Annotated in this window: 16 protein-coding genes; 5 read left to right on the top strand and 11 right to left on the bottom strand. The window is 53.4% G+C overall.

Features of this window, described 5'->3' with window-relative positions:
- Positions 1-32: 32 nt before the first annotated feature.
- The 10 genes from J1782_RS11310 to J1782_RS11265 all read right to left on the bottom strand — a co-directional run bounded on the left by J1782_RS11310 (position 33) and on the right by J1782_RS11265 (position 14,828).
- Positions 33-890 carry a dimethyl sulfoxide reductase anchor subunit family protein gene (locus J1782_RS11310; RefSeq protein ID WP_217153166.1) on the bottom strand — a complete coding sequence of 286 codons (858 nt, stop codon included), beginning with the start codon at positions 888-890 and terminating at the stop codon, positions 33-35.
- 1 nt (position 891) lies between these two features.
- Positions 892-1,509 carry a DMSO/selenate family reductase complex B subunit gene (locus J1782_RS11305; protein ID WP_104921445.1) on the bottom strand — a complete coding sequence of 206 codons (618 nt, stop codon included), beginning with the start codon at positions 1,507-1,509 and terminating at the stop codon, positions 892-894.
- 11 nt (positions 1,510-1,520) lie between these two features.
- Complete coding sequence (dmsA, locus tag J1782_RS11300) at positions 1,521-3,968, bottom strand: dimethylsulfoxide reductase subunit A (protein ID WP_217153165.1); 2,448 nt, start codon at positions 3,966-3,968, stop codon at positions 1,521-1,523.
- An 83-nt stretch (positions 3,969-4,051) separates the two neighbouring features.
- Positions 4,052-6,508: a selenate/tellurate reductase subunit YnfE gene (gene ynfE, locus J1782_RS11295; RefSeq protein ID WP_217153164.1), complete on the bottom strand. Its 2,457-nt coding sequence runs from the start codon at positions 6,506-6,508 to the stop codon at positions 4,052-4,054.
- 201 nt (positions 6,509-6,709) lie between these two features.
- Positions 6,710-8,002 carry a serine--tRNA ligase gene (gene serS, locus J1782_RS11290; RefSeq protein ID WP_217153163.1) on the bottom strand — a complete coding sequence of 431 codons (1,293 nt, stop codon included), beginning with the start codon at positions 8,000-8,002 and terminating at the stop codon, positions 6,710-6,712.
- A 107-nt stretch (positions 8,003-8,109) separates the two neighbouring features.
- Complete coding sequence (locus J1782_RS11285) at positions 8,110-9,453, bottom strand: replication-associated recombination protein A (protein WP_129638968.1); 1,344 nt, start codon at positions 9,451-9,453, stop codon at positions 8,110-8,112.
- A 7-nt stretch (positions 9,454-9,460) separates the two neighbouring features.
- The gene (gene lolA / locus J1782_RS11280) at positions 9,461-10,072 is read right to left on the bottom strand and encodes an outer membrane lipoprotein chaperone LolA (protein WP_208950637.1); all 612 of its coding nucleotides are present in this window, start codon (positions 10,070-10,072) and stop codon (positions 9,461-9,463) included.
- A 194-nt stretch (positions 10,073-10,266) separates the two neighbouring features.
- Positions 10,267-13,761 (bottom strand): DNA translocase FtsK 4TM domain-containing protein, encoded by a 3,495-nt coding sequence (locus J1782_RS11275; RefSeq protein ID WP_217153162.1) that lies wholly within the window; start codon positions 13,759-13,761, stop codon positions 10,267-10,269.
- 122 nt (positions 13,762-13,883) lie between these two features.
- Positions 13,884-14,378, bottom strand: a complete 495-nt coding sequence (gene lrp / locus J1782_RS11270; RefSeq protein WP_013574775.1) for a leucine-responsive transcriptional regulator Lrp — start codon at positions 14,376-14,378, stop codon at positions 13,884-13,886.
- A 285-nt stretch (positions 14,379-14,663) separates the two neighbouring features.
- The gene (locus tag J1782_RS11265; RefSeq protein WP_165058113.1) at positions 14,664-14,828 is read right to left on the bottom strand and encodes a hypothetical protein; all 165 of its coding nucleotides are present in this window, start codon (positions 14,826-14,828) and stop codon (positions 14,664-14,666) included.
- A 270-nt stretch (positions 14,829-15,098) separates the two neighbouring features.
- On the opposite strand from J1782_RS11265, the gene trxB reads away from it, so the two are divergent.
- The 5 genes from trxB (at position 15,099) to infA (ending at position 20,806) form a co-directional block, all read left to right on the top strand.
- Entirely contained in the window at positions 15,099-16,067 is a 969-nt protein-coding gene (gene trxB, locus J1782_RS11260) for a thioredoxin-disulfide reductase (RefSeq protein WP_120161190.1), read from the top strand.
- A gap of 149 nt (positions 16,068-16,216) precedes the next feature.
- Complete coding sequence (gene cydD, locus J1782_RS11255; protein ID WP_152324206.1) at positions 16,217-17,983, top strand: cysteine/glutathione ABC transporter permease/ATP-binding protein CydD; 1,767 nt, start codon at positions 16,217-16,219, stop codon at positions 17,981-17,983.
- 2 nt (positions 17,984-17,985) lie between these two features.
- Positions 17,986-19,707: a cysteine/glutathione ABC transporter ATP-binding protein/permease CydC gene (cydC, locus tag J1782_RS11250; RefSeq protein WP_217153161.1), complete on the top strand. Its 1,722-nt coding sequence runs from the start codon at positions 17,986-17,988 to the stop codon at positions 19,705-19,707.
- Between the two features lie 52 nt (positions 19,708-19,759).
- Positions 19,760-20,494, top strand: a complete 735-nt coding sequence (aat, locus tag J1782_RS11245) for a leucyl/phenylalanyl-tRNA--protein transferase (protein ID WP_165058117.1) — start codon at positions 19,760-19,762, stop codon at positions 20,492-20,494.
- A 93-nt stretch (positions 20,495-20,587) separates the two neighbouring features.
- Complete coding sequence (infA, locus tag J1782_RS11240; RefSeq protein WP_002211347.1) at positions 20,588-20,806, top strand: translation initiation factor IF-1; 219 nt, start codon at positions 20,588-20,590, stop codon at positions 20,804-20,806.
- Positions 20,807-21,026: 220 nt separating this feature from the next.
- Here infA and clpA read toward each other — a convergent pair whose 3' ends face one another.
- The gene (clpA, locus tag J1782_RS11235; protein ID WP_152324209.1) at positions 21,027-23,309 is read right to left on the bottom strand and encodes an ATP-dependent Clp protease ATP-binding subunit ClpA; all 2,283 of its coding nucleotides are present in this window, start codon (positions 23,307-23,309) and stop codon (positions 21,027-21,029) included.
- Positions 23,310-23,333 lie beyond the last annotated feature (24 nt).

Genomic DNA, 23,333 nt, shown 5'->3' with positions numbered 1-23,333 from the left:
CTACCGACGGCGCGTTCCCTGATAAACTGAAATCAGCCGCTGACGGCCATACCCACGGTCATATGCAAACCATAGAAAATTGCACGTCCAATCAGCTCCCCGGCAAAGACCAGCACGAAAGCTAAAACCATTGAAGCGATCGCAGGGCGCTTGCGCAGTATCAGCGGGCAAATCCAGCAACCCAGCCCCAAAGCAATCAGCACCAGCCGTGAAACTGACAACATGCCGTATTGCGGGATCAGCGCAGAAGCCGCCTGAACGGCGCTGTTGATCGAGGCAAGGCTGGCACTTTGCATTACCACCACACTCATACTGACGACCAGCGCCGTGACACTGATAACCGGCAGCAGGCGAAGCGCGCAGCCGTTAATATCAGCGCCGCGCAGCAGCAGATACCCCAGAACCGGGCCACCAATCAGCACCGTCAGCCCGAAGTGGAACGCGGTGTAAGCATTATCCCAGGTCGGCACCGTATTGATTTCGTAAACACGGCACATGGCATAAACGAAACCCACACCGGCCACCATGGTCACGATCAGCCAGCCTTTTCCCAATGCGCGGGGCATTTTGTTGAGGACAGCCAGCAACCAGTAAATCCCGCCTAAGGCAAAGAAGAGTGATCCACTGCCGATTTCATTACTCAGTGGTGAGGCGCCCAGACGATTGAGAGAATTGAAAGCGCGCAGCGGTGAGCCCAGGTGCAGAACCGAGGCGATAAAAGCTACCGCCATCAGCACCCAGAGGAAAAACATCGACAGGTGGATCCGGCGATATTCTTCTTCGCTACGCCGGGTCAGCAATGCAATCGCCAGCACGATAAATGCGCCAACCACGCATTGCCCGAGAACCGTAAAGACCATTAAAGGCCATTCATGCCATCCGTTTCCCATCTCAAACCTCCTTCGGGTTAGCCAGATAACCCGTGGTATCGCCTACCGGACGGCAATTCGCATTGGGTTTGATGACGATATTTGGGTGAGTAAAATGTGCTGCGGGTAAAGGCGCGACTTCAGCCAGTTCGCCGTATTTCGCACGCAGTTCTTCGATCGGTGCCATATCCAGCGCACGTAGCGGGCAGGATTCAACACAAATGGGCTTCTTGCCTTCTGCGATCCGCTCATAACAGCCGTCGCATTTCGTCATATGACCTTTGGCTTCGTTGTACTGCGGCGCACCGTACGGACACGCCATATGGCAGTAACGGCAACCGATGCATACGTCTTCGTTGACCACTACGAAACCATCTTCCCGTTTATGCATGGCGCCGCTCGGGCAAACTTTGGTACAGGCCGGATCTGCGCAATGGTTACAGGAAATCGACAGGTAATAGGCGAAGACGTTCTGATGCCAGCCATCGCCGTCCTGCTGCCAGTCGCCACCGGCATATTCGTATACCCGTCGGAAACTGACGTCAGGCGTCAGATTTTTGAAATCCTTACAGGCCAGTTCGCAGGTTTTGCAGCCTGTGCAGCGGCTTGAATCAATATAAAATCCATATTGAGTTGTCATGTTTTGCTCCATTAAACCTTAGCCACTTGCACAAGGTTGGTGTGAGAGGGGTTACCTTTCGCCAGCGGTGAAGGCCTTTGAGACGTCAGTACGTTGATGCTGCCCGCGCGGTCGATTTTTTTGCTGTCGGGGGAATACCAGGCACCTTCACTGAGCGCGACAACACCCGGCATCATGCGAGGAGTCACTTTGGCGGCAATGCGCACTTCGCCGCGGTCGTTGTAAATGCGGATCATGTCGCCGTTCGCGATACCCCGCTGTGAAGCATCCATCGGGTTGATCCACATTTCCTGACGACAGGCAGCTTTGAGTACGTCGACGTTGCCGTAGGTTGAATGGGTGCGCGCTTTGTAATGGAAGCCGGTCAGTTGCAGGGGATATTTGCTGGCCAGCGGGTCGTCATAGTTCTCGAAACCGGCGGCATAAACCGGCAGCGGATCAATCACATCGTCTTTGGCGAGTTCCCATTCAGCGGCAATATTTGCCAGCTCAGCCGAGTAGATTTCGATTTTGCCGGAAGGGGTATCCAGCGGATTGGCGGCAGGATCTTCACGGAACGCTTTATACGCCACGTGATGCTGTTCAGGATCGCGTTTCTTGAACATGCCCTGTTTACGAAATGTGTCGAAATCCGGCAGTTCCGGCAGTGCTTCTCGGGATTGCTGATACAGATGACGCATCCACTCTTCCTGCGTGCGCCCTTCCGTAAACGTCTGTTCAACGCCCATACGACGCGCCAGTTCAGAGGTCATTTCATAAATATTTTTGCACTGAAAACGTGGCTTGATTGCCTGGTCAGCAAAAATGATGTAGTCCATGTTGCCGCAGGAAGCATCCAGGCAAAAATCCATCTGCTCTGAGGCCGTACAGTCCGGCAAAATAATGTCTGCATATTTCGCTGACGACGTCATGTGGTTATCAATCACCACAATCATTTCGCATTGCGTATCGTCCTGCAGAATGTCATGCGTACGGTTGATATCAGAGTGCTGATTGACCAGACAGTTACCGGCATAGTTCCAGATAAACTTGATGGGCACATCCAGTTTAGTCTTTCCGCGAACACCGTCTTTGGTGGCCGTCATTTCCGGCCCCCTGACGATAGCGTCGGTCCAGAGGAACATGGAAATGCTGGTCTGAATTGGATTTTCAAACGTCGGCATACGTACAAACGGGATTTCGTACGAACCTTCGCGCGCACCGGAATTCCCGCCGTGAACGCCAACGTTGCCGCTGAGAATCGCCAGCATCGCAATGGCACGGGTTGCAATTTCACCGTTTGCATGGCGCTGCGGCCCCCAGCCCTGAGTAATAAAGGCCGGTTTTGCCTGACCAATTTCACGCCCCAGCTTCACGATTTTATCGACAGAAATGCCGGTAATTTTTGCCGCCCACGCTGGCGTTTTCGCAATACCATCCGGACCATCGCCGAGAATATAGGCTTTATAATGCGCATTCTGCGGGACACCGGTCGGTAAAGTTTTCGCATCGTAACCGACGCAATATTTGTCGAGGAACGGCTGATCGACCAGATTTTCGGTAATCATCACGTGAGCCAGCGCAGCCGCCAGTGCCCCGTCAGTCCCCGGGCGGATCGGCACCCATTCATCTTCACGACCTGCACCGGTATCGGTGTAACGTGGATCGACAATGATCATGCGGGCGTTGGACTTCTGGCGGGCCTGCTCGAGGTAATACGTCACGCCACCGCCGCTCATGCGGGTTTCGCCCGGATTATTCCCGAACAGAACCACCAGCTTACTATTTTCAATATCTGAAGGGCTGTTGCCGTCCGCCCAGCCTCCGTAGGTATAATTCAGACCGGCGGCAATCTGTGCGGAGCTGTAATCGCCGTAATGATTGAGATAGCCGCCGCAGCAGTTCATCAGGCGTGCAATCAGGGTTTTACCCGGCGGCCACGAACGCGTCATGGTACCGCCCAGCGTACCGGTGCCGTAGTTGAGATAAATTGCTTCATTGCCAAAACGCTGAATAATATCTTTCAGGCTGCCGGCCAGCGTGTCGAACGCTTCATCCCAGCTGATTGGCTTAAATTTTCCTTCACCGCGTTTGCCGACACGCTTCATCGGATATTTCAGACGGTCGGGATTGTAAACACGGCGGCGCATTGAACGCCCGCGCAAACAGGCCCGCACCTGATGCAGCGCCTCATAATCATCGTCGCCGGTATTGTCGGTTTCGACGTAACGAATTTCGTCGTCCACAACGTGCATTCTGAGCGGACAACGGCTGCCACAGTTGACAGTGCACGCACTCCAGACGATTTTCTCATCGCCCATTTTTGCCGTCGCCGGGTCTGAATCTGCTCGCACAGATTTGAACGGCAGCGAAATGCCTCCAACTGCAGCGGCCATCCCGGCCAGCGTAGTTCCTTTAACCAGGTCACGGCGGCTGATCCCGATACCTGAACCGGATTTAGTTCTGTTTTGATCCGACATTACATACTCCACATACGCCCCGGTTTAAGGAGCGAAAATTTAACAACCGTGTCACTGAGCCTGGCTCTTTGTCCGTCGCTTCTTTAGACTTTTTCTATTTGAATCAGATTAGTATGTTGAGGATTCCCCTTCGCGAGAGGCGAAGGCCGCTGAGTCGTCAGCGTGTTCATGCAGGCACCATGGTCAATACGATCACCACTCATATTGGCCTGATGCCATGCGCCCTGCCCCATAGCAACAACGCCGGGCATGATCCGGGGCGTGACTTTTGCGGCCACACGGATTTCGCCACGGTCGTTGAAGACTTTCACTTTGTCGCCGTTTTGAATGCCACGGGTTTGCGCATCAATCGGGTTGATCCAGACTTCCTGACGGCACGCGGCCTGCAAAACGTCGATGTTGCCGTACGTTGAATGAGTACGCGCCTTGTAATGGAAACCGAACATTTGTAGCGGAAACTGGCTGCGTTTCGGGTCATCCCAGCCCTCGAAAGTGGCGGCATAAATGGGTAACGGGCTGATGGTTTCGTCTTTTTGCAGTTCCCATTCGCTGGCGATTTCTGCCAGCGCGGAAGAGTAAATTTCGATTTTTCCGGAAGGCGTTTTCAACGGGTTAGCAACAGGATCCTGCCGGAATTTTTTGTAGGCCACGAAATGACCGGCTGGGTCTCTACGCTTATAAATACCCATCTCGCGCAGTTCTTCATACGCAGGTAACGCCGGGTCTTTCGCCAGCATTTTGGCGTACAAATACTGCAGCCATTCCCGCTGAGTACGGCCTTCGGTGAATTTGTCGTAAACATCCGGGCCAAGACGACGCGCTACTTCACTCATCATCTCGTAAATGCCTTTACGCTCGAATTTGGCAGAAGTCGCGGGTTGGATGAAAATCAGATATCCCATGTTGCCGGCGTATTCGTTAGGAATAATGTCTTCCTGTTCGACAGTCATAAGATCCGGCAACAGGATATCGGCGTATTTAGCCGAAGAGGTCATGAAGTTTTCCAGCACAACGATCAACTCGCACTGCGAGTCGTCCTGCAGAATATCGTGAGTTTTATTGATATCGGAATGCTGGTTGGTGATGGTATTACCGGCATAATTCCAGATGAACTTAATCGGTACATCCAGCTTGTCTTTGCCACGAACACCATCTGCCTTAGCCGTCATTTCAGGGCCACGCGCAATCGCATCTGTCCAACTGAAACAGGAAATCTGCGTCTGAACCGGATTGTCCAGCACCGGCATACGTTCAATGGTGATGGTATACGTGGATTCCCGCGCCCCGCTGTTACCACCGTTAATCCCGACGTTACCGGTCAAAATCGGCAGCATGGCGATCGCGCGTGAAGTCAGTTCACCGTTGGCCTGGCGTTGTGGCCCCCAGCCCTGAGAAATATAGGCCGGTTTAGCCTGACCGATTTCCCGCGCCAGTTTCACGATTTTGTCTACCGGAATACCAGTGATGCGTGAAGCCCATTCAGGCGTTTTGGCCGTGCCATCCGCCCCCTGGCCGAGAATATAAGCTTTGTAATGGCTGTTAGCTGGCGCATCTGCCGGTAAGGTTTTTTCGTCGTAACCTACGCAATACGAATCAAGGAAAGCCTGATCGACCATATTTTCGGTGATCAGCACATGCGCCAGGCCTGCAACCAGCGCGGCATCCGTTCCCGGACGGATCGGAACCCATTCATCTTCACGTCCGGCTGCTGTGTCTGTGTAACGGGGGTCGATCACGATCATGCGGGCATTGGAACGCTGGCGCGCCTCTTCCAGATAGTAGGTGATCCCCCCGCCGCTCATCCGCGTTTCAGCCGGATTGTTACCGAAAAATACAACCAGCTTGCTGTTTTCAATATCAGATGTGCTGTTACCGTCGTTGCTGCCATAGGTGTATGGCATCGCGCAGGAGATTTGCGCGGTACTGTAGCTGCCGTAGTGGCTAAGGAAACCGCCGTAACAGTTCATCAGGCGGGTCACCAGCGAGGCGTAAGGAGAGGAGCGCGTTATATTTCCGCCTATAACGCCGGAAGTGTAATTGATATAAACGGCCTCATTGCCGTATTTAGCGACGATACGCTTCAGGTTGTTGGCTATTTCATCAAAAGCTTCTTCCCAACTGATCCGTTTGAATTTACCTTCGCCGCGTTTGCCGACGCGTTTCATCGGGTAATTCAAACGCTCAGGATGGTTCATCCGCCGGCGGATTGAGCGACCGCGCAGACAAGCGCGAACCTGGTGATCTCCGTAGATATCGCTGCCGGTGTTATCTGTTTCAACCCAGTAAACTTCGTCATCACGTACATGCAAACGCAGTGCGCAGCGGCTGCCGCAGTTAACCGAGCAAGCTCCCCAGACCACCTTATCTTCGGGTGCTGAAATTTTCGCTTCATCCACGGCTTGCGCCAGTGCTTTACGGCTAAAAGGAAGAGATAAACCGCCTGCGGCAAGGGCAAGCCCTGCCAACGTTGATGTTTTCATCAGCATCCTTCGGCTGATGCCACTTTTTGCTGTGGGGACTTCTGGTTTAATTTCCGACATTTTCCCGCTCCGGTGCTGGAGTAGTTACCCACTCAGAATGCAGGGATACTACTAATTAAGAGGTAGGAAACTTTGTCTGCTATCAATAAAGGCGGGGTTGAAGCGAGGGAAATGGCGAATTCTTAACGCAGCGCACGATTTTATGCATAAAAAAAGCGCCATTAGGCGCTTTTTCGCTATATTAGTGCATATATAACGGGGTTAGCCGATATATTCTAAACCGCCCATATAAGGACGTAATACTTCCGGTACTTCGACGCGGCCATCGGCTTGCTGATAGTTTTCCAGCACAGCCACCAGCGTACGACCGACTGCCAGACCCGAGCCGTTCAGGGTATGAACGAGACGTGGTTTTTTGTCGGTTTTATTGCGGAAGCGAGCCTGCATACGACGCGCCTGAAAATCCCACATGTTTGAACATGAGGAGATTTCGCGGTAAGTGTCTTGCGCAGGCAGCCACACTTCCAGATCGTAAGTTTTGCTTGAACCGAAGCCCATGTCGCCGGTACACAACAACATTTTACGGTATGGCAGATTAAGTAACTGAAGCACTTTTTCCGCATGACCGGTCAGTTCTTCCAACGCGTCCATTGAATCTTCCGGACGAACAATCTGAACCATTTCGACTTTATCAAACTGGTGCATACGAATCAGGCCACGGGTATCACGACCATACGAACCGGCTTCTGAACGGAAGCAAGGTGTATGGGCGGTCATTTTCAGTGGGAGAGATTCTTCTTCGAGAATTTCGTCACGAACCAGGTTTGTCAGCGGCACTTCTGCGGTTGGGATCAGCGCATAGTTGCTGCTGCCGGCCTCTTCATCCAAAGGCTTGGTGTGGAACAGGTCTTCGCCAAATTTCGGCAACTGGCCTGTACCGTACAGCGTCTCGTGGTTAACGAGATACGGCACGTAGGCTTCCAGATAACCGTGTTGCTCGGTGTGCAGGTCCAGCATGAACTGGGACAGCGCGCGGTGCATGCGGGCGATTTGCCCTTTCATAACCACAAAACGAGCGCCGGTCAGTTTCACTGCGGCAGCGAAATCAAGACCGCCTGCCATTTCACCCAGCGATACGTGATCGCGGACGGCGAAATCATACTGACGCGGTGTGCCCCAGCGGCTGACTTCCTGGTTATCGTTCTCGTCTTTACCGGCAGGTACCGAATCATCTGGCAGGTTTGGAATAGCGGAAGCGATATCACGGATATCGTTCTGCAATGCATCCAGCTCAGCTTTCGCAGCGTCCAGCTTCTCACCCAGCGTATTCACTTCCAGACGCAGGGGTTCGATGTCTTCGCCACGGGCTTTTGCCTGACCGATAGATTTCGATCGTGCGTTACGTTCAGCCTGGAGAGTTTCCGTTTCTACCTGCAAGACTTTGCGGCGCTCTTCCTGAGAACGCAGCTTTTCCACATCGAGTTTAAAACCTCTGCGAGCGAGTTTTTCTGCAACTGCGTCTAGCTCATTACGCAGCAGATTGGGATCCAGCATGCTAATCCTGTACGTGTCGTTATTGAATGTTAATTTGACGGTGCACGCTGCCTGAAATAGCAGCGTGTCAAAGAGTTATCACCGATAACCTTACCGCAACGATAAAATTAGCGGTAGCGTTTTGTCGGGCTATTTTGATCTTGTTCAGCGAGCCATGCCAGCTTTTCACCGATCTTGCCTTCGAGCCCCCGTGAAGTCGGGTAATAATACTGCGTTCGGGCCATTTCTGGCGGGAAATAATCTTCACCGGCGGCGTAGGCATTAGGCTCATCATGCGCATAACGATACTCCGCGCCCAAGCCCATTTCCTTCATCAGTTTGGTTGGTGCATTACGCAGGTGTTCCGGTACATCGTAATCAGCCATTTCACGCGCATCGCGCATTGCCGATTTGAAAGCGGTATAAACCGCATTACTTTTCGGCGCACACGCCAGATAAACAATGGCCTGCGCAATGGCACGTTCGCCCTCTGCCGGGCCGACGCGCGTAAAGCAGTCCCAGGCCGAAATAGCCACCTGCATACCACGCGGATCGGCATTACCGACGTCTTCAGACGCAATCGCCAGTAAACGCCGTGCGACATACAACGGATCGCCACCGGCGGTAATAATGCGTGCGTACCAGTACAGCGCCGCATCCGGCGAGGAACCGCGCACGGATTTATGTAACGCAGAAATCAGATCGTAAAAACGGTCACCCTTGTTATCGAAGCGCGCGCTGCGTTCTCCGGCAATCTCGGTAAGCAGTTCCGGCGTCAGCGTGCGGTAGCCTTTGGCATCAATCTCAGCCATATCAGCCATCATTTCGATGCTGTTCAGCGCACGACGGGCATCACCGTTAACCAACTCAGAGAGCATGCGACGCGTTTCAGGCGGGACACGAATTTTTTCGTTGGCATAGCCACGCTCAGCGTTCGTCAGCGCCTGATCGATGACTTTTTCGATATCTTCAGCCGTCAGCGATTTAAGGAGATAAACACGGGCACGGGATAACAAGGCAGAATTGAGTTCGAATGACGGGTTTTCTGTCGTGGCACCAATAAACGTAATAGTACCGTCTTCGATATGCGGCAGAAAAGCATCCTGCTGACTTTTGTTGAAACGGTGGACTTCGTCAACAAACAAAATGGTACGACGCCCGGCATCACGATTTTGCCGGGCGCGCTCGATAGCCTCACGGATATCTTTCACCCCTGAGGTCACCGCTGAAATACGCTCAACATCGGCATTTGCATAACGGCCAATGAGTTCTGCCAGCGTGGTTTTCCCGGTTCCTGGCGGCCCCCACAAAATCATCGAGTGCAACTGACCCGCCTCGATGGCACGCGGCAAAGGTTTGCCCGGAGCGAGGAGATGCTGCTGACCAATGTATTCTGCAAGTGTTACCGGCCGCATTCTCGCGGCCAGTGGCTGGAATTCATTCTGGGAAAAATCGAGTGACAGATTACTCAAGCTTACCTCACTGACGCTGGTCGTCCACCGTCACACCTTTCGGCGGAGTAAATTTAAACTTCGCATCATCAACAGACGCGTTTTGCTCACCCTTCAGGGTATAAGCGCTCTTTTGGCCATCCTGCTCAACCGCAGTAAAGCTTTTGATGGTGCCTGATGGCGTAACCGTGATTGCAAATTGCTTCAAATTTCCTGTGGACGCTTTCGGCGTCAGCTGGAAATCATCACCCTGCTGTTTCACGTTATATTTTGACCAGTCGCTGCTGTCGTTGCGGGTAATCAGCATGAACGGCGTGTTTCCTGTAGCATTTTTCAGCCAGGTTGCAGTGACCTGCTCAACAAACGGGTTGTAGAACCAGAGTGTTTTGCCATCAGAAACCAGAATGCTTTCGTCCGGCGTCGTCATATGCCAGTTAAACAGGTTTGGACGTTTGACCCACAGTTCGCCTTCACCCTGCTGAACGGCAGAACCGTCATCGCTGGTCACAGTCTGAGTAAAGCTGGCGTGGAAAGTATTCAGTTTACCCAGGCGGGATTTGAGATCACTGCTGGCATCAGCCATAACGGAAGCGGAGGTAAATGCAGTCAGTAAACACCCTACCAATAACAATTTTTTCATTCTTATAATTACCTCAAAAATTCTTAAACTTCAGACGATGCCTTTCACGAAGACAAAAGACGTAGGGTGCGAACTCTATCCGAGGCAACGCCCTGGTGGTAGCTCAATCATCTGAAAAGCAGTCATTTTACGCATCTTTGCACAAGGGCCGCATTCGCGACCCCTCTTAACAAAACCCGGCAAAACCCAATGATTTATTCGTGTGATGGCGGAGCCAGCACTTCGCGGTTACCGTTATGGCCCGGTGCACTGACAATGCCCTGCGCTTCCATCTGTTCCACAATTCGCGCCGCACGGTTATACCCGATACGGAACTGACGCTGAACCCCTGAGATGGACGCACGACGTTTGTCGACGACGAACGCAACGGCCTGATCAAACAGGGCATCGAGTTCTTCATCACCGTCCAGACCCAGACCGCCGCCTTCGCCATCGTCGCCACCGGAAACGATGCTTTCGATGTACTTAGGACGACCGCGGGCTTTCCAGTCCTGAACCACCGCGTGCACTTCCTGATCACGAACAAATGCGCCGTGAACACGAACCGGAATCGACGAGTTTGGCGCCATATACAACATGTCACCCATACCCAGTAACGATTCTGCGCCGCCCTGATCGAGGATGGTGCGGGAGTCAATTTTGCTCGAAACCGTGAAGGCAATACGGGTCGGGATGTTCGCCTTGATCAGACCGGTAATGACGTCGACGGAAGGACGCTGTGTTGCCAACACCAGGTGGATACCGGCCGCACGGGCTTTCTGTGCCAGACGTGCAATCAGCTCTTCCACTTTTTTACCGACGGTCATCATCAGGTCAGCAAATTCGTCGACCATCACCACAATAAACGGTTCTTTTTGCAGATATGGCGGTTCTGCAGCCATACCGTCGCCAGGCTTCCAGAATGGATCGGGAATCGGTCTGCCCATCGCTTCCGCCTCAAGAATGCGTTCGTTGTAACCCGCCAGATTTCGCACACCCAGCGCGGACATCAGTTTATAGCGACGCTCCATTTCACCGACACACCAGCGCAGCGCATTCGCTGCATCTTTCATGTCGGTAACCACTTCGGTCAGCAGATGCGGGATCCCTTCATACACGGACAACTCGAGCATTTTCGGGTCAATCATGATGAAGCGCACATCTTCTGGCTTGGATTTATACAACATGCTGAGGATCATGGCGTTCACACCCACAGACTTACCGGAACCGGTTGTACCGGCCACCAGCAAGTGCGGCATTTTCGCCAGATCGGCAATAACGGGTTCGCCTGAAATGTCTTTACCCAACACGATCGTCAGCGGAGAGGTACTTTCTTTGAATTTCGCGCAGTCCAGCACTTCACGCAGATACACTGTCTGGCGCTTTTTATTCGGCAACTCCAGACCAACGTACGGCTTGCCGGGGATCACTTCCACGACGCGCACGGCGACGGCGGATAATGAACGGGCAAGGTCACGCGACAGGTTAGAAATTCGCGCGGCTTTCACGCCCGGCGCAAGATCCAGCTCAAAACGTGTGATGACCGGACCTGGCAATTTTCCGACGACATCCGCTTTAATGCGGTAATCGTTCAGGCGCGCTTCAATCAGATTGCCCATCTGCTCGAGGGCGAACTCGTCAACAGGTTCTGCTTCCGCCGGTGGCGAGGTCAGCAAATCCAGGGACGGCAGCGGCGTTGTCGGCTTGACCAGCGGCTGCTCATTACGCATCAGGAACGGGTGGATCAGGCTGTCCATATCAGGCTGTGCAGACGGCGATGACTGACGTGGCGCTTCATATTCCTGCGCATGCTGCACAGGCTCTGAAGCGGCCTGACGCTGATAAGGCGGCTGTTGTGCAAACGCAGCAGGTTGCGGCTCTTCTTCTGCCTGAGCTGGCAACGTGAATAACGGTTCTGACGGCGTATCATCAACCAGATCGGCCATTGGCGAGAAGCTAAACGCATCGTGCTGGCTCAGTTTCATCGCAGCGGCAGCGAAATCATCCGCAACGGTATTTGTCGCCTCTGGCGGCAGACTCTGCGAGTGATGATGCTGAACCAGACCACTTTGCGGTTCGACGTCCTGCTGATAACGGGCGTTTTCCCGCGCTGCAAACGCGTTGCGTAATTCCGCTTCCTGCAACGCTGCTTCTTCATCAGGCTCATCTTCGGTGACAGATTCACCGTAGCGTTCCTGTTGCTGAGCCGCAAAAGCTTCCTGTAACGCCGCTTCTTGTCGGGCTTCCTCATCAGCCTGCGCCAGAGGATCGTTATGCCAGTCAGCGTGTTCTGCCTCTTTTTGCGCGGCAGCTTGTGCATTTTCCTGCTGTTCGGCGATGCGCTGCGACGGCAATTTAATCCCGTAGGAAGCCAGTTCACGACGCGTTGGAATACGCACCGGATTTGGACGCGGCAATTCCGGCCCGAAGCCTTTCTTCACCTGAGGATTTTCATCACTCACGGCGCTGAACGCTGGCATAAACGTATTGCCGGCAGACGTTGCCGCCGACTGCCCTGCCTGCGCAAGGCCGGTTGCCAGTGCTGCGGTGGCCGCGACGCTCGCAATTTGCGCCGCATCAGGTGCCGCAGAGCTGAAATCAAACGGAGAACGTGAATGCTCAACCGCCGTCTGCCAGTTACCCATACTCGGACCATCGTCATCGCTGCGCTGAACCGGTGCCGGAGAAGGTGATTGCTGTACCGGCTGCGGATGACGTGGCACAGGTGTCTCTTCCGGAATTTCGAAGTTATATAACGGCGGAGCCGCAGGCTGCGGTGCTTGCGGAGACGGAGCTATTTCTGCCACCGGCGGTTCAGCCGCATACGGATTCACTGTTTCTGCCGCCATAGCCGGAGCTGGTTCGGCCGCAATAACCGGCGTAACCGGAGGCGTTTGTACTGCCGGATTAGTCACGGAAGGCGTAGAGAAAAGAACGTCGTCTTCGTCAGCTTCTGAAGCCGCGACAGCCTCTGGCACAGCCGCCGCCGCAGTAGCAGCAACCGCGGCAGGAGCCACTTTCGCTACCGGTTTTTCGTCATCGTCTTCCAGTAACGGATCGTCCTGCTCGTCGTATTCGTAATCTTCATCCCGGCGTGAACGGTTGGTCACGATATTAGTGACACCAAGCACTGCACCGCCGATTTTTTCAGCGATCGTCAGCCATGACCAGCCGGTGAACAGCGTCAGCCCGGCCGCCCAGACGCACAGCAGAACCAGCGTTGCCCCGACGTTGTTGAAGTACGGCGTCATCGCTGTGCTCAGCAAACTGCCTATCACACCGCCCGACGCGAAGTAGTAAAGGTCATCGACGTTGACGGATGCCAGACCGCAGGACGTGACAATAAGCGCCAGCGTCCCGATAAGGCGCAGCGACAAAGCAAAATAATCGACAAAATCCTGATTATCCCGCTGACGGAAAGCCGCCCAGCACAGACACAGGATAATAGGGGGAATAGCGTAACCAAATACGCCAAAAATGAAGAACAGCGTGTCGGCCATCCAGGCACCCACACCACCGCCCCAGTTGTGAATAGGCCCATGCCATGCGGTCTGAGACCAGCTTGGATCAGAGGGGTTAAAACTCACCAATGCCGCCATTAAATAAGCAGCAAAAATCGCTACCACCACCAGCAAAGCCTCCAGGAGACGGCGACCATTGCTCAGTTTTTTAAGGGTAACTTCTTTATCTTCTGTATATTCCTGGCTCAAGAAAGGCTCTCCAGGTTCCTGTGAACTGAGAAAAAGCAACAGCGCCGAGAGTAGACCCCGGCGCCATAGCTGTATAGATACACAGGAGTGTAGCTAAAAATGCAAGGTTTTGCACCTGACAATTACCGTGTCTTAATGACCAGGCGATTCGTCTGTTTCACTTCTTCCATTACCACATAGGTACGGGTGTCGTTAACGCCCGGCAGACGAAGCAAAGTCTCACCTAACAACTTACGGTAAGCCGACATATCAGGTACGCGGGTTTTCAACAGATAGTCGAAATCCCCAGAAACCAAATGACACTCCTGAATATCTTCGAGTTTTTGTACTGCCGCATTGAACTGCTCAAACACATCTGGCGCGCCGCGGTTGAGAGTGATCTCAACAAATACCAGCAACGAAGCATCCAGATAATGCGGGTTGAGCAATGCGGTATAGCCATTGATGAAGCCCTGACGTTCCAGACGACGAACGCGCTCCAGACATGGAGTCGGAGATAATCCCACACGTTTGGAAAGCTCGACGTTTGAAATCCGGCCATCCTTTTGCAATTCGTTGAGGATGTTACGGTCAATACGGTCGAGATCTTTTCCCGGACGTTTTTTGTTGTCTACCATTATTATTGTCTCTCTGCTGTCCTTCCCTGCACCTGCCATACCCCAGCCAACTTCAATGTCTAAGGGTTGTCCCAAGCGAAGACCCGATTATTAAGGTTTACGCATCCAAAAGTCGTGTTGATCCCCTGTCAAAAGGAACACGGCCGTATAAGCGGATACTCAAAAGAAATAACCGTGCGAAATTAATAGGTTGTAAACAGCCAACCTGATTCACTAAACCCTGCTGTAACTAAAAAGTCAAAAAGCAAGACCAGAACGGGTCTGGTAGCAGCCAATTGCATAAATTCAAGTCACAGACAGGCAGTTAATTTCTTCTTCCCCTGATGTTTTCGCAAATGCACAGCGGATTGTCAAAGTAAAAGAAGCAAAATCAGAAGAACGTGCCAGATTGAAAAGCCAGCGCGCCTTTTTAGCTATCTTTAATCTTTGAACAATAACAATTCCGTTCACGCCTTATTTCAGTCAAATCCACACAAACTGCCGTGATTTGTCATCAAAAGTCCGCGTACGGGCAAACAACCTGCCAGCGCATTCATGTCTTTACGCTGTTTTTTTACTCTAACCATCAAACAGTTACCTGCAGCGAAATCCTTTCTACGCGGGTTCGGCAGTAAAAACTATCAGACAAATCGTTAACAACATCTGAGTTTGCTTTTTTTAACGCGCTATTTTCCCTACAATCGGTCTATCGCTAGTCGCCATCGCGGAGATGAATTACGCATGAGTACGGTTAAACACAGTAAATTATTGATTCTGGGCTCTGGCCCGGCGGGTTATACCGCGGCAGTTTATGCTGCACGCGCTAACCTCAACCCGGTTTTAATCACCGGTGTCGAAAAAGGCGGTCAACTGACCACCACCACGGAAGTGGAAAACTGGCCGGGCGATCCGGAAGGTCTGACCGGTCCGGGCTTAATGGAACGTATGCACGAGCACGCGACCAAATTTAATACCGAAATCATTTTCGACCATATTAACAAAGTTGATTTGCAGAACCGTCCTTTCCGCCTGACCGGTGACAGCGGCGAATATACCTGTGACGCGCTGATTATCGCCACCGGTGCTTCGGCACGTTATATCGGTCTGCCTTCTGAAGAAGCATTTAAAGGTCGCGGTGTGTCTGCCTGTGCAACCTGTGACGGCTTCTTCTACCGCAATCAGAAAGTTGCGGTAGTCGGCGGCGGCAACACGGCTGTAGAAGAAGCGCTTTATCTGGCGAACATCGCCTCCGAGGTTCACCTCATTCACCGTCGGGACAGTTTCCGTGCGGAAAAAATTCTGGTTGACCGTCTGAACGATAAAGTCGCCAGCGGCAACATCGTTCTGCACACGCACAAAACGCTGAACGAAGTGGTCGGCGATCAGATGGGCGTCACCGGCGCGAGCCTGCTTGATGTCCGTACTGACGAAAAATCGCAGGTTGACGTGGCTGGCGTGTTCATCGCTATCGGTCACAGCCCGAACACCGGCATTTTCGAAGGTCAGCTGGAACTGAAAGATGGCTACATCAAAGTGCAGTCCGGCTCGCATGGCAACGCAACACAGACCAGCATTCCGGGCGTTTTCGCTGCCGGCGATGTCATGGATCATATCTATCGTCAGGCAATTACCTCTGCGGGAACCGGATGTATGGCCGCGCTGGATGCCGAACGCTATCTGGACGGTTTATCGCAAGCCCCGGATTTATAATTACTCCTTCGGGTAGTTATTGGACATAGAGTCCATACAAAGAGTAACGAATAAGGCGGCGTAATTGCCGCCTTATTATTTTCAGTTTGTGGTCTGAGCATGTAACATGAGCGCCCTCCCATCCGGATTGCTGCGCAGACTGATGCCTGATGAATAAAACACGACAACAAGAACTTATCCGCTGGTTAAAACAACAAAGCTCCCGCGCTAAAGGCTGGATCCGACTGTCTATGATGCTGGGCCTGCTTTCTGGTTTGCTGATCCTCGCACAGGCCTGGCTGATGGCCGGATTACTGCACAGTCTGATCATTGAACATGCGCCGCGTGAAACGCTCTTACAAAGCTTCCTGCTGATGGCCCTGACGTTTATTCTGCGCGCCGTCGTGACCTGGTTACGTGAACAGGTTGGCTTTATCTGCGGGCGGGTTATTCGTCAGGAAATGCGTAAACTGGTTCTGGACCGCCTCGAAAAACTGGGACCCGCGTGGATTCAGGGTAAACCGGCCGGTAGCTGGGCCAGCATCATTCTTGAACAAATCGAAGATATGCAAGATTACTATGCCCGCTACCTTCCGCAAATTGCATTGGCCGGGATTATTCCCCTGCTGATTCTGGTCAGCGTGTTCCCAATTAACTGGGCTGCCGGATTAATTCTGCTCGTCACTGCCCCGCTGATCCCGCTGTTTATGGCGCTGGTTGGCATGGGCGCGGCGGATGCAAATCGTCGTAACTTTGTCGCCCTCGCGCGTCTGAGCGGTAATTTCCTCGACAGCCTGCGGGGTCTGGACACCTTACGCCTCTTCAACCGCGGCTCTGCCGAAGTGGAGAAAATCAAACGCTCCACTGAGAACTTCCGTGCGCGCACCATGGACGTTTTACGTCTGGCATTTTTGTCCTCTGCGGTTCTGGAGTTTTTCGCTTCGATTTCCATCGCCGTCGTCGCCGTTTACTTCGGTTTTTCCTACCTTGGCGAGCTCAATTTTGGCAGCTACGGTACGCCGGTCACGCTCTTTGCGGGCTTCCTGGTGCTCATCCTCGCACCAGAATTCTTCCAGCCCCTGCGTGATTTAGGCGCGTTTTATCACGCTAAAGCGCAGGCGGTCGGCGCGGCTGAAAGCCTGCTGACCTTCCTGAGCGCCGAAGAAGCCGAAATGGGTGACGGTGATAAAAGCTGGCCGCAGGGTTATGACGTTTCACTTGAGGCGCGAGACCTGCTGGTTAAGTCGCCGCAGGGGAAAACGCTGGCAGGGCCGCTGACCTTTACTGTTCCGGCAGGACAGCGCATTGCGATTGTCGGGCTGAGCGGTGCGGGCAAAAGCTCCCTGCTCAGTGCGCTCCTCGGTTTTCTGCCATATCAGGGTTCCCTGAGTGCCAGCGGCATTGAGGTGAAATCGTTGCGCAATGATGAATGGCGTAAACAACTTAGCTGGGTCGGCCAGAACCCACATCTGCCGGAGCAGACGCTGCGTTCGAATATTCTTTTGAATCAGCCAGATATCAGCGAAGCACAACTCCAAAGTGCAATTAACCGTGCGTATGTGAATGAATTCCTGCCGCTGCTGCCTGAGGGACTGGAAACTGAACTGGGCGACAGCGCGGCGCGACTGTCGGTGGGTCAGGCGCAGCGTGTCGCTGTTGCGCGCGCCCTGCTTTCTCCCTGCCGGTTATTGCTGCTAGATGAACCGACGGCCAGCCTTGACGCACACAGCGAAAAACGCGTGATGAGTGCCTTAAACGAGGCGTCCCGATCGCAGACTACGCTGCTGGTTACCCATCAGCTGGAAGATACACGCGACTACGACGAAATCTGGGTCATGGATAAAGGGCAAATCGCAGAGCGCGGCACATTCACGCAACTGGTTGCTCAGGGTGGATTGTTCGCCAGTCTGTTATCTCAGCGCAGTAAGGAGCTGTAATCATGAGAATTCTTCTGCCTTATCTCGCGTTATATCGCCGTCACTGGTTCCGCCTGTCGCTGGGCGTCATTCTGGCCATCGTCACGCTGATGGCCAGCATCGGGCTGCTCACGCTTTCCGGCTGGTTCCTGGCGGCCTCTGCCGTTGCCGGGCTGGCGGGGCTCTATACGTTTAACTACATGTTGCCTGCGGCAGGCGTGCGCGGTGGGGCTATTACCCGGACCGCAGGACGTTACGCCGAGCGGCTGGTCAGCCATGATGCGACTTTCCGCGTACTGGCTCACCTTCGCGTGTTCACATTCACCAAAATCATGCCACTGACACCGGGCGGTATTGCGCGTTTTCGTCAGGCTGATTTGCTCAACCGCCTCGTCGCCGATGTCGATACGCTGGATCACCTGTATCTGCGCGTAATATCGCCGCTTATCAGTGCGATGGTGGTGATTATTCTGGTGACCTTCGGCCTGAGTTTTATCGATGTCACGCTGGCCCTGACGCTGGGTGCCATCATGCTGGCGATGATGGTGGTTCTGCCGGTGATGTTCTACCGCGCAGGAAAACCTGCGGGCCGCGAACTCACGGCGCTGCGCAGCGATTACCGTACGCAGCTAACTGCATGGTTGCAGGGGCAAGGTGAGCTGGTGGTTTTTGGCGCTCAGCCGCAATTTCGTCAGCAACTGGATGATATTGAACGCCGCTGGATGTTGCGCCAGCAACAGCAGGCAAAGCTGACCGGTTTGTCACAGGCGATGGTCATTGCCGCAGCCGGTCTGACCGTGACGCTGATACTGTGGCTGGCAGCGGGTGGTCTGAGTGCCTTCCCGCAACCCGGCGCGCTGATTGCGTTGTTTGTCTTCACGCCGTTAGCGGCGTTTGAAGCGCTCGGGCCGGTTGCTGCGGCCTTCCAGCATCTCGGGCAGGTTATCGCTTCGGCTCAGCGCGTCAGCCAGATTATCGATCAGCCTGCCGACGTGAATTTCCCTGCACAAGGTCCGCTTGCGGCTGAGCAGGTTAGCCTTTCGCTAAAAGACGTTAATTTCACCTATCCGGGCCAGCCGTTGCCGGTGCTGAAAAATATCACGCTGGATGTCTGCGCGGGTGAACATATCGCGCTGCTCGGCCAGACCGGTTGTGGTAAATCTACGCTGTTGCAGTTGCTGACGCGCGGCTGGAACATCAGCAGTGGTTCGCTGATGCTTAACGGACATGACATCACGGAATACGATGAAGCGACGCTGCGCCAAACGATCACCGTCGTCAGCCAGCGCGTACATGTTTTCAACACCACGTTGCGTGAAAACCTGCGGATGGCTTCGCCAAAATGTTCCGATGAACAGATTACCGACGTTCTGAAACAAGTTGATTTGCACATCCTTCTGGAAAACGAAGGGCTGAACGCGTGGCTGGGCGAAGGTGGCCGTCAGCTTTCCGGCGGCGAACAGCGTCGTTTAGGCCTTGCCCGCGCCCTTTTGCACGATGCGCCGCTGTGGTTGCTCGATGAACCAACTGAAGGGCTGGACGCCGAAACGGAACAACATATTTTGGCACTGCTGCACAAGCATTGTCAGAATAAGACGCTACTCTTAGTGACGCACCGCCTCCACGGTCTGGAAACTTTCGACAGAATTTGTGTCATGGAAGAGGGTCAGATTGTGGAACAAGGTGATCACCAGACACTGGCCGCCGCACAGGGGCGTTACGCACGCTTTCTGTCACGAGGTTGATGTTGTTCCAGTTTTTTAGCGGCGGCCTTCAGGTCGCCGGATAAGGAGATCTATGCGGTTAGTTAAGCTTGAGGCCAATTCAGTTCATTTTCCGGATCCGGACACTGCATTACTGGAGCCGAATGGCCTGCTGGCTATCGGCGGGGATCTTACCGCGCCGCGCCTGCTTTCAGCTTATCAGAATGGGATTTTTCCCTGGTTTGAACCCGGCGAGATGATCCTCTGGTGGACGCCCGATCCGCGCGCCATTCTGGTTCCCGAAGAACGTCACGCCAGCCGCAGCCTGCAACGTTTCATGCGTAAAAAACCTTACCGTTACACAATCAACCAGCGTTTTGAGCAGGTCATCCGCGCGTGTGCTATGCAGCGTGAAGACGGTACGTGGATTGGCCCTCTGGTGCAGCGCGGCTATCAGGAATTGCATGAAGCAGGCCGCGCGCATTCCGTTGAGGTTTGGGAAAATGATGAGCTGGTCGGTGGTTTATACGGCGTATCCGTCGGCGGATTATTTTGCGGTGAGTCGATGTTCAGCCGCCGGGAAAATGCCTCCAAGTGTGCACTGATGGTATTTTGCCAACATTTTTCCCGCAATGGAGGAGAACTGATTGACTGTCAGGTGCTCAACCCTCACACTGCGTCGCTGGGTGCGAGAGAGATCCCCCGCCGCCAATTTTTGCAGCAGTTATCCGAACTTTCGCAACGCGCGCTAGCACCGGATTGCTGGTTGCCACAAGACTTATCCCCACATGACGAAGACCTGCCGGTGTTCCCGAAGGATAGGGAATAGGTGCGGTCATGGACCATACTTCTTTACATAATGTGGGTTTTTCGGCATTATCTTGCCGGTTAAAAACTATGGTAGTTAGACCTAGAGGATTCGATGGCCAAAGAAGACAACATTGAAATGCAAGGCACCGTACTTGATACGCTGCCAAACACTATGTTCCGCGTAGAATTAGAAAACGGACACGTAGTTACCGCTCACATCTCCGGTAAAATGCGTAAGAACTACATCCGCATCCTGACGGGCGACAAAGTCACTGTAGAGCTGACCCCGTACGACCTGAGCAAAGGCCGCATTGTCTTCCGTAGCCGTTAATAAGCGGCTCACTCATCGCTGATTTTCCGGCGATCCCTGAGGATACCCTCTTCGCCCTTCCTGCTTTTGCAAGGGCGTTTTGTGGTATCCGCAATCCGGCATTTGTTTCATTATCCTTTCTGAAATCCCTCACTAATTCCTGTAATTAAATAAAGAATCTCAGAAAGAAAAAAGGCGATGTTTTCACATCGCCTTTTGTTTTTTCGTCACGGATAAAAAATCAGTGCACCGCGCCTTCCGGTTTTTTCTTCTGCGCACTCATGAAGTGATAAGTCAGCTTGTCGGCCTCTTTATCCAGTGCCACAGAGACAGAACCGCCATCCACCAGAGAACCAAACAACAGCTCGTTGGCGAGTGGTTTTTTCAGGTTTTCCTGAACGGTACGGGTCATCGGACGCGCGCCCATAGCACGGTCATAGCCTTTCACCGTCAGCCAGTCGCGGGCTTCATCACTGACTTCCAGTGAAACGCCTTTGGCATCCAGCTGCGCCTGCAACTCAACGATAAACTTATCAACAACCTGCTGGATAACATCCGTAGACAGATGGTTGAACCAGATTACGTTGTCCAGACGGTTACGGAATTCCGGCGTAAAGGTACGTTTGATCTCTTCCATTGCATCCGGGCTGTTATCCTGATGAACCAGACCAATCGACTTACGTTCCGTTTCACGCACACCGGCGTTGGTGGTCATCACCAGAATGACGTTACGGAAGTCCGCTTTACGGCCGTTGTTGTCGGTCAGCGTCCCGTTATCCATAACCTGCAACAGCAGGTTGAAGACGTCAGGGTGGGCTTTCTCGATTTCATCGAGCAGCACCACGGCGTGAGGATGTTTAATCACCGCATCCGTCAGCAAACCGCCCTGATCAAACCCGACATATCCCGGAGGCGCACCAATCAACCGGCTGACCGTGTGACGCTCCATATATTCCGACATATCAAAGCGCAGCAATTCGATATCCAGCGCTTTGGCCAGCTGAACCGTGACCTCTGTTTTACCAACACCCGTAGGCCCGGCGAACAGGAATGAACCGACAGGTTTATGATCCTGACCCAAACCGGCGCGGCTCATTTTGATCGCTTCAGTCAGTGCTTCGATGGCAGGATCCTGCCCGAAGACCAGCATTTTCAGACGATCGCCCAGGTTTTTCAGTACATCGCGGTCAGTGGCCGAAACGGTTTTTTCCGGTATACGGGCAATACGCGCAACCACGCTTTCAATGTCGCTGACGTTAACGGTTTTCTTGCGTTTGCTGACCGGCATCAACCGGCTGCGGGCGCCCGCTTCGTCAATGACGTCGATAGCTTTGTCCGGCAGGTGACGGTCATTGATATACTTAACCGACAACTCAACCGCTGCACGCACCGCTTTCGCGGTATAACGCACGTCGTGATGCGCTTCGTATTTAGTTTTCAGGCCATTGATAATCTGAACGGTCTCTTCAACACTTGGCTCAGTAATATCAATTTTCTGGAAGCGACGTGCCAGAGCACGGTCTTTCTCAAAGATATTGCTGAATTCCTGATACGTCGTTGAGCCGATCACTCTGATTTTACCGCTCGACAGCAACGGTTTAATCAGGTTAGCCGCATCCACCTGACCACCCGACGCCGCACCGGCACCGATGATGGTGTGGATTTCATCAATAAACAGAATGCTGTTTTTATCCTGCTCGAGCTGTTTCAGCAGAGATTTGAAACGTTTTTCGAAATCACCGCGGTATTTAGTGCCCGCCAGCAAGGAACCGATATCCAGCGAATAGAGCGTGCAGTCGGCCATCACTTCCGGCACATCGCCCTGCTCGATTCTCCATGCCAGACCTTCGGCAATGGCAGTTTTACCAACACCGGACTCGCCCACCAGCAGCGGGTTGTTTTTACGGCGACGGCAGAGCACCTGAATCGCGCGCTCAAGTTCTTTATCACGTCCAATCAGCGGATCGATGCCACCTACGCGCGCCAACTGGTTAAGATTAGTGGTGAAGTTCTCCATACGATCTTCCCCCGCCGACTGCTCTTCGTTAACTGGGTTTTCCGCATTGTTTTGCGCCTGGCCGCCCGTTTCATCTTTACGGGTACCGTGCGAAATAAAGTTCACCACATCAAGGCGGCTGACATCATGTTTGCGCAGAAGGTAGGCGGCCTGTGATTCCTGCTCGCTGAAAATCGCGACCAGAACATTGGCGCCAGACACTTCGCTGCGACCGGAAGATTGGACGTGGAAAACCGCACGTTGCAGAACGCGCTGGAAACTCAGCGTTGGCTGGGTATCACGTTCCTCTTCACTGGCAGGTAAGGTGGGTGTGGTTTGCTCGATGAAGGCTTCCAGCTCCTGGCGCAAGGCCACGAGATCTACTGTACAAGCTTCAAGCGCTTCACGGGCAGCAGGGTTGCTGAGCAACGCCAGCAACAGGTGCTCCACGGTCATAAACTCATGCCGGTGCTCACGGGCTCTTGCGAAAGCCATGTTGAGACTGAGTTCAAGTTCTTGATTGAGCATAGGCACCTCCCAAATAGATTGCCT

It is taken from the genome of Rahnella sp. BCC 1045 (genome assembly GCF_019049615.1).
GTDB classification, from domain to species: domain Bacteria; phylum Pseudomonadota; class Gammaproteobacteria; order Enterobacterales; family Enterobacteriaceae; genus Rahnella; species Rahnella contaminans.
The sequence above is the reverse complement of the archived record's forward strand: the minus strand, read 5'-3'. Positions and strand labels throughout refer to the sequence as shown.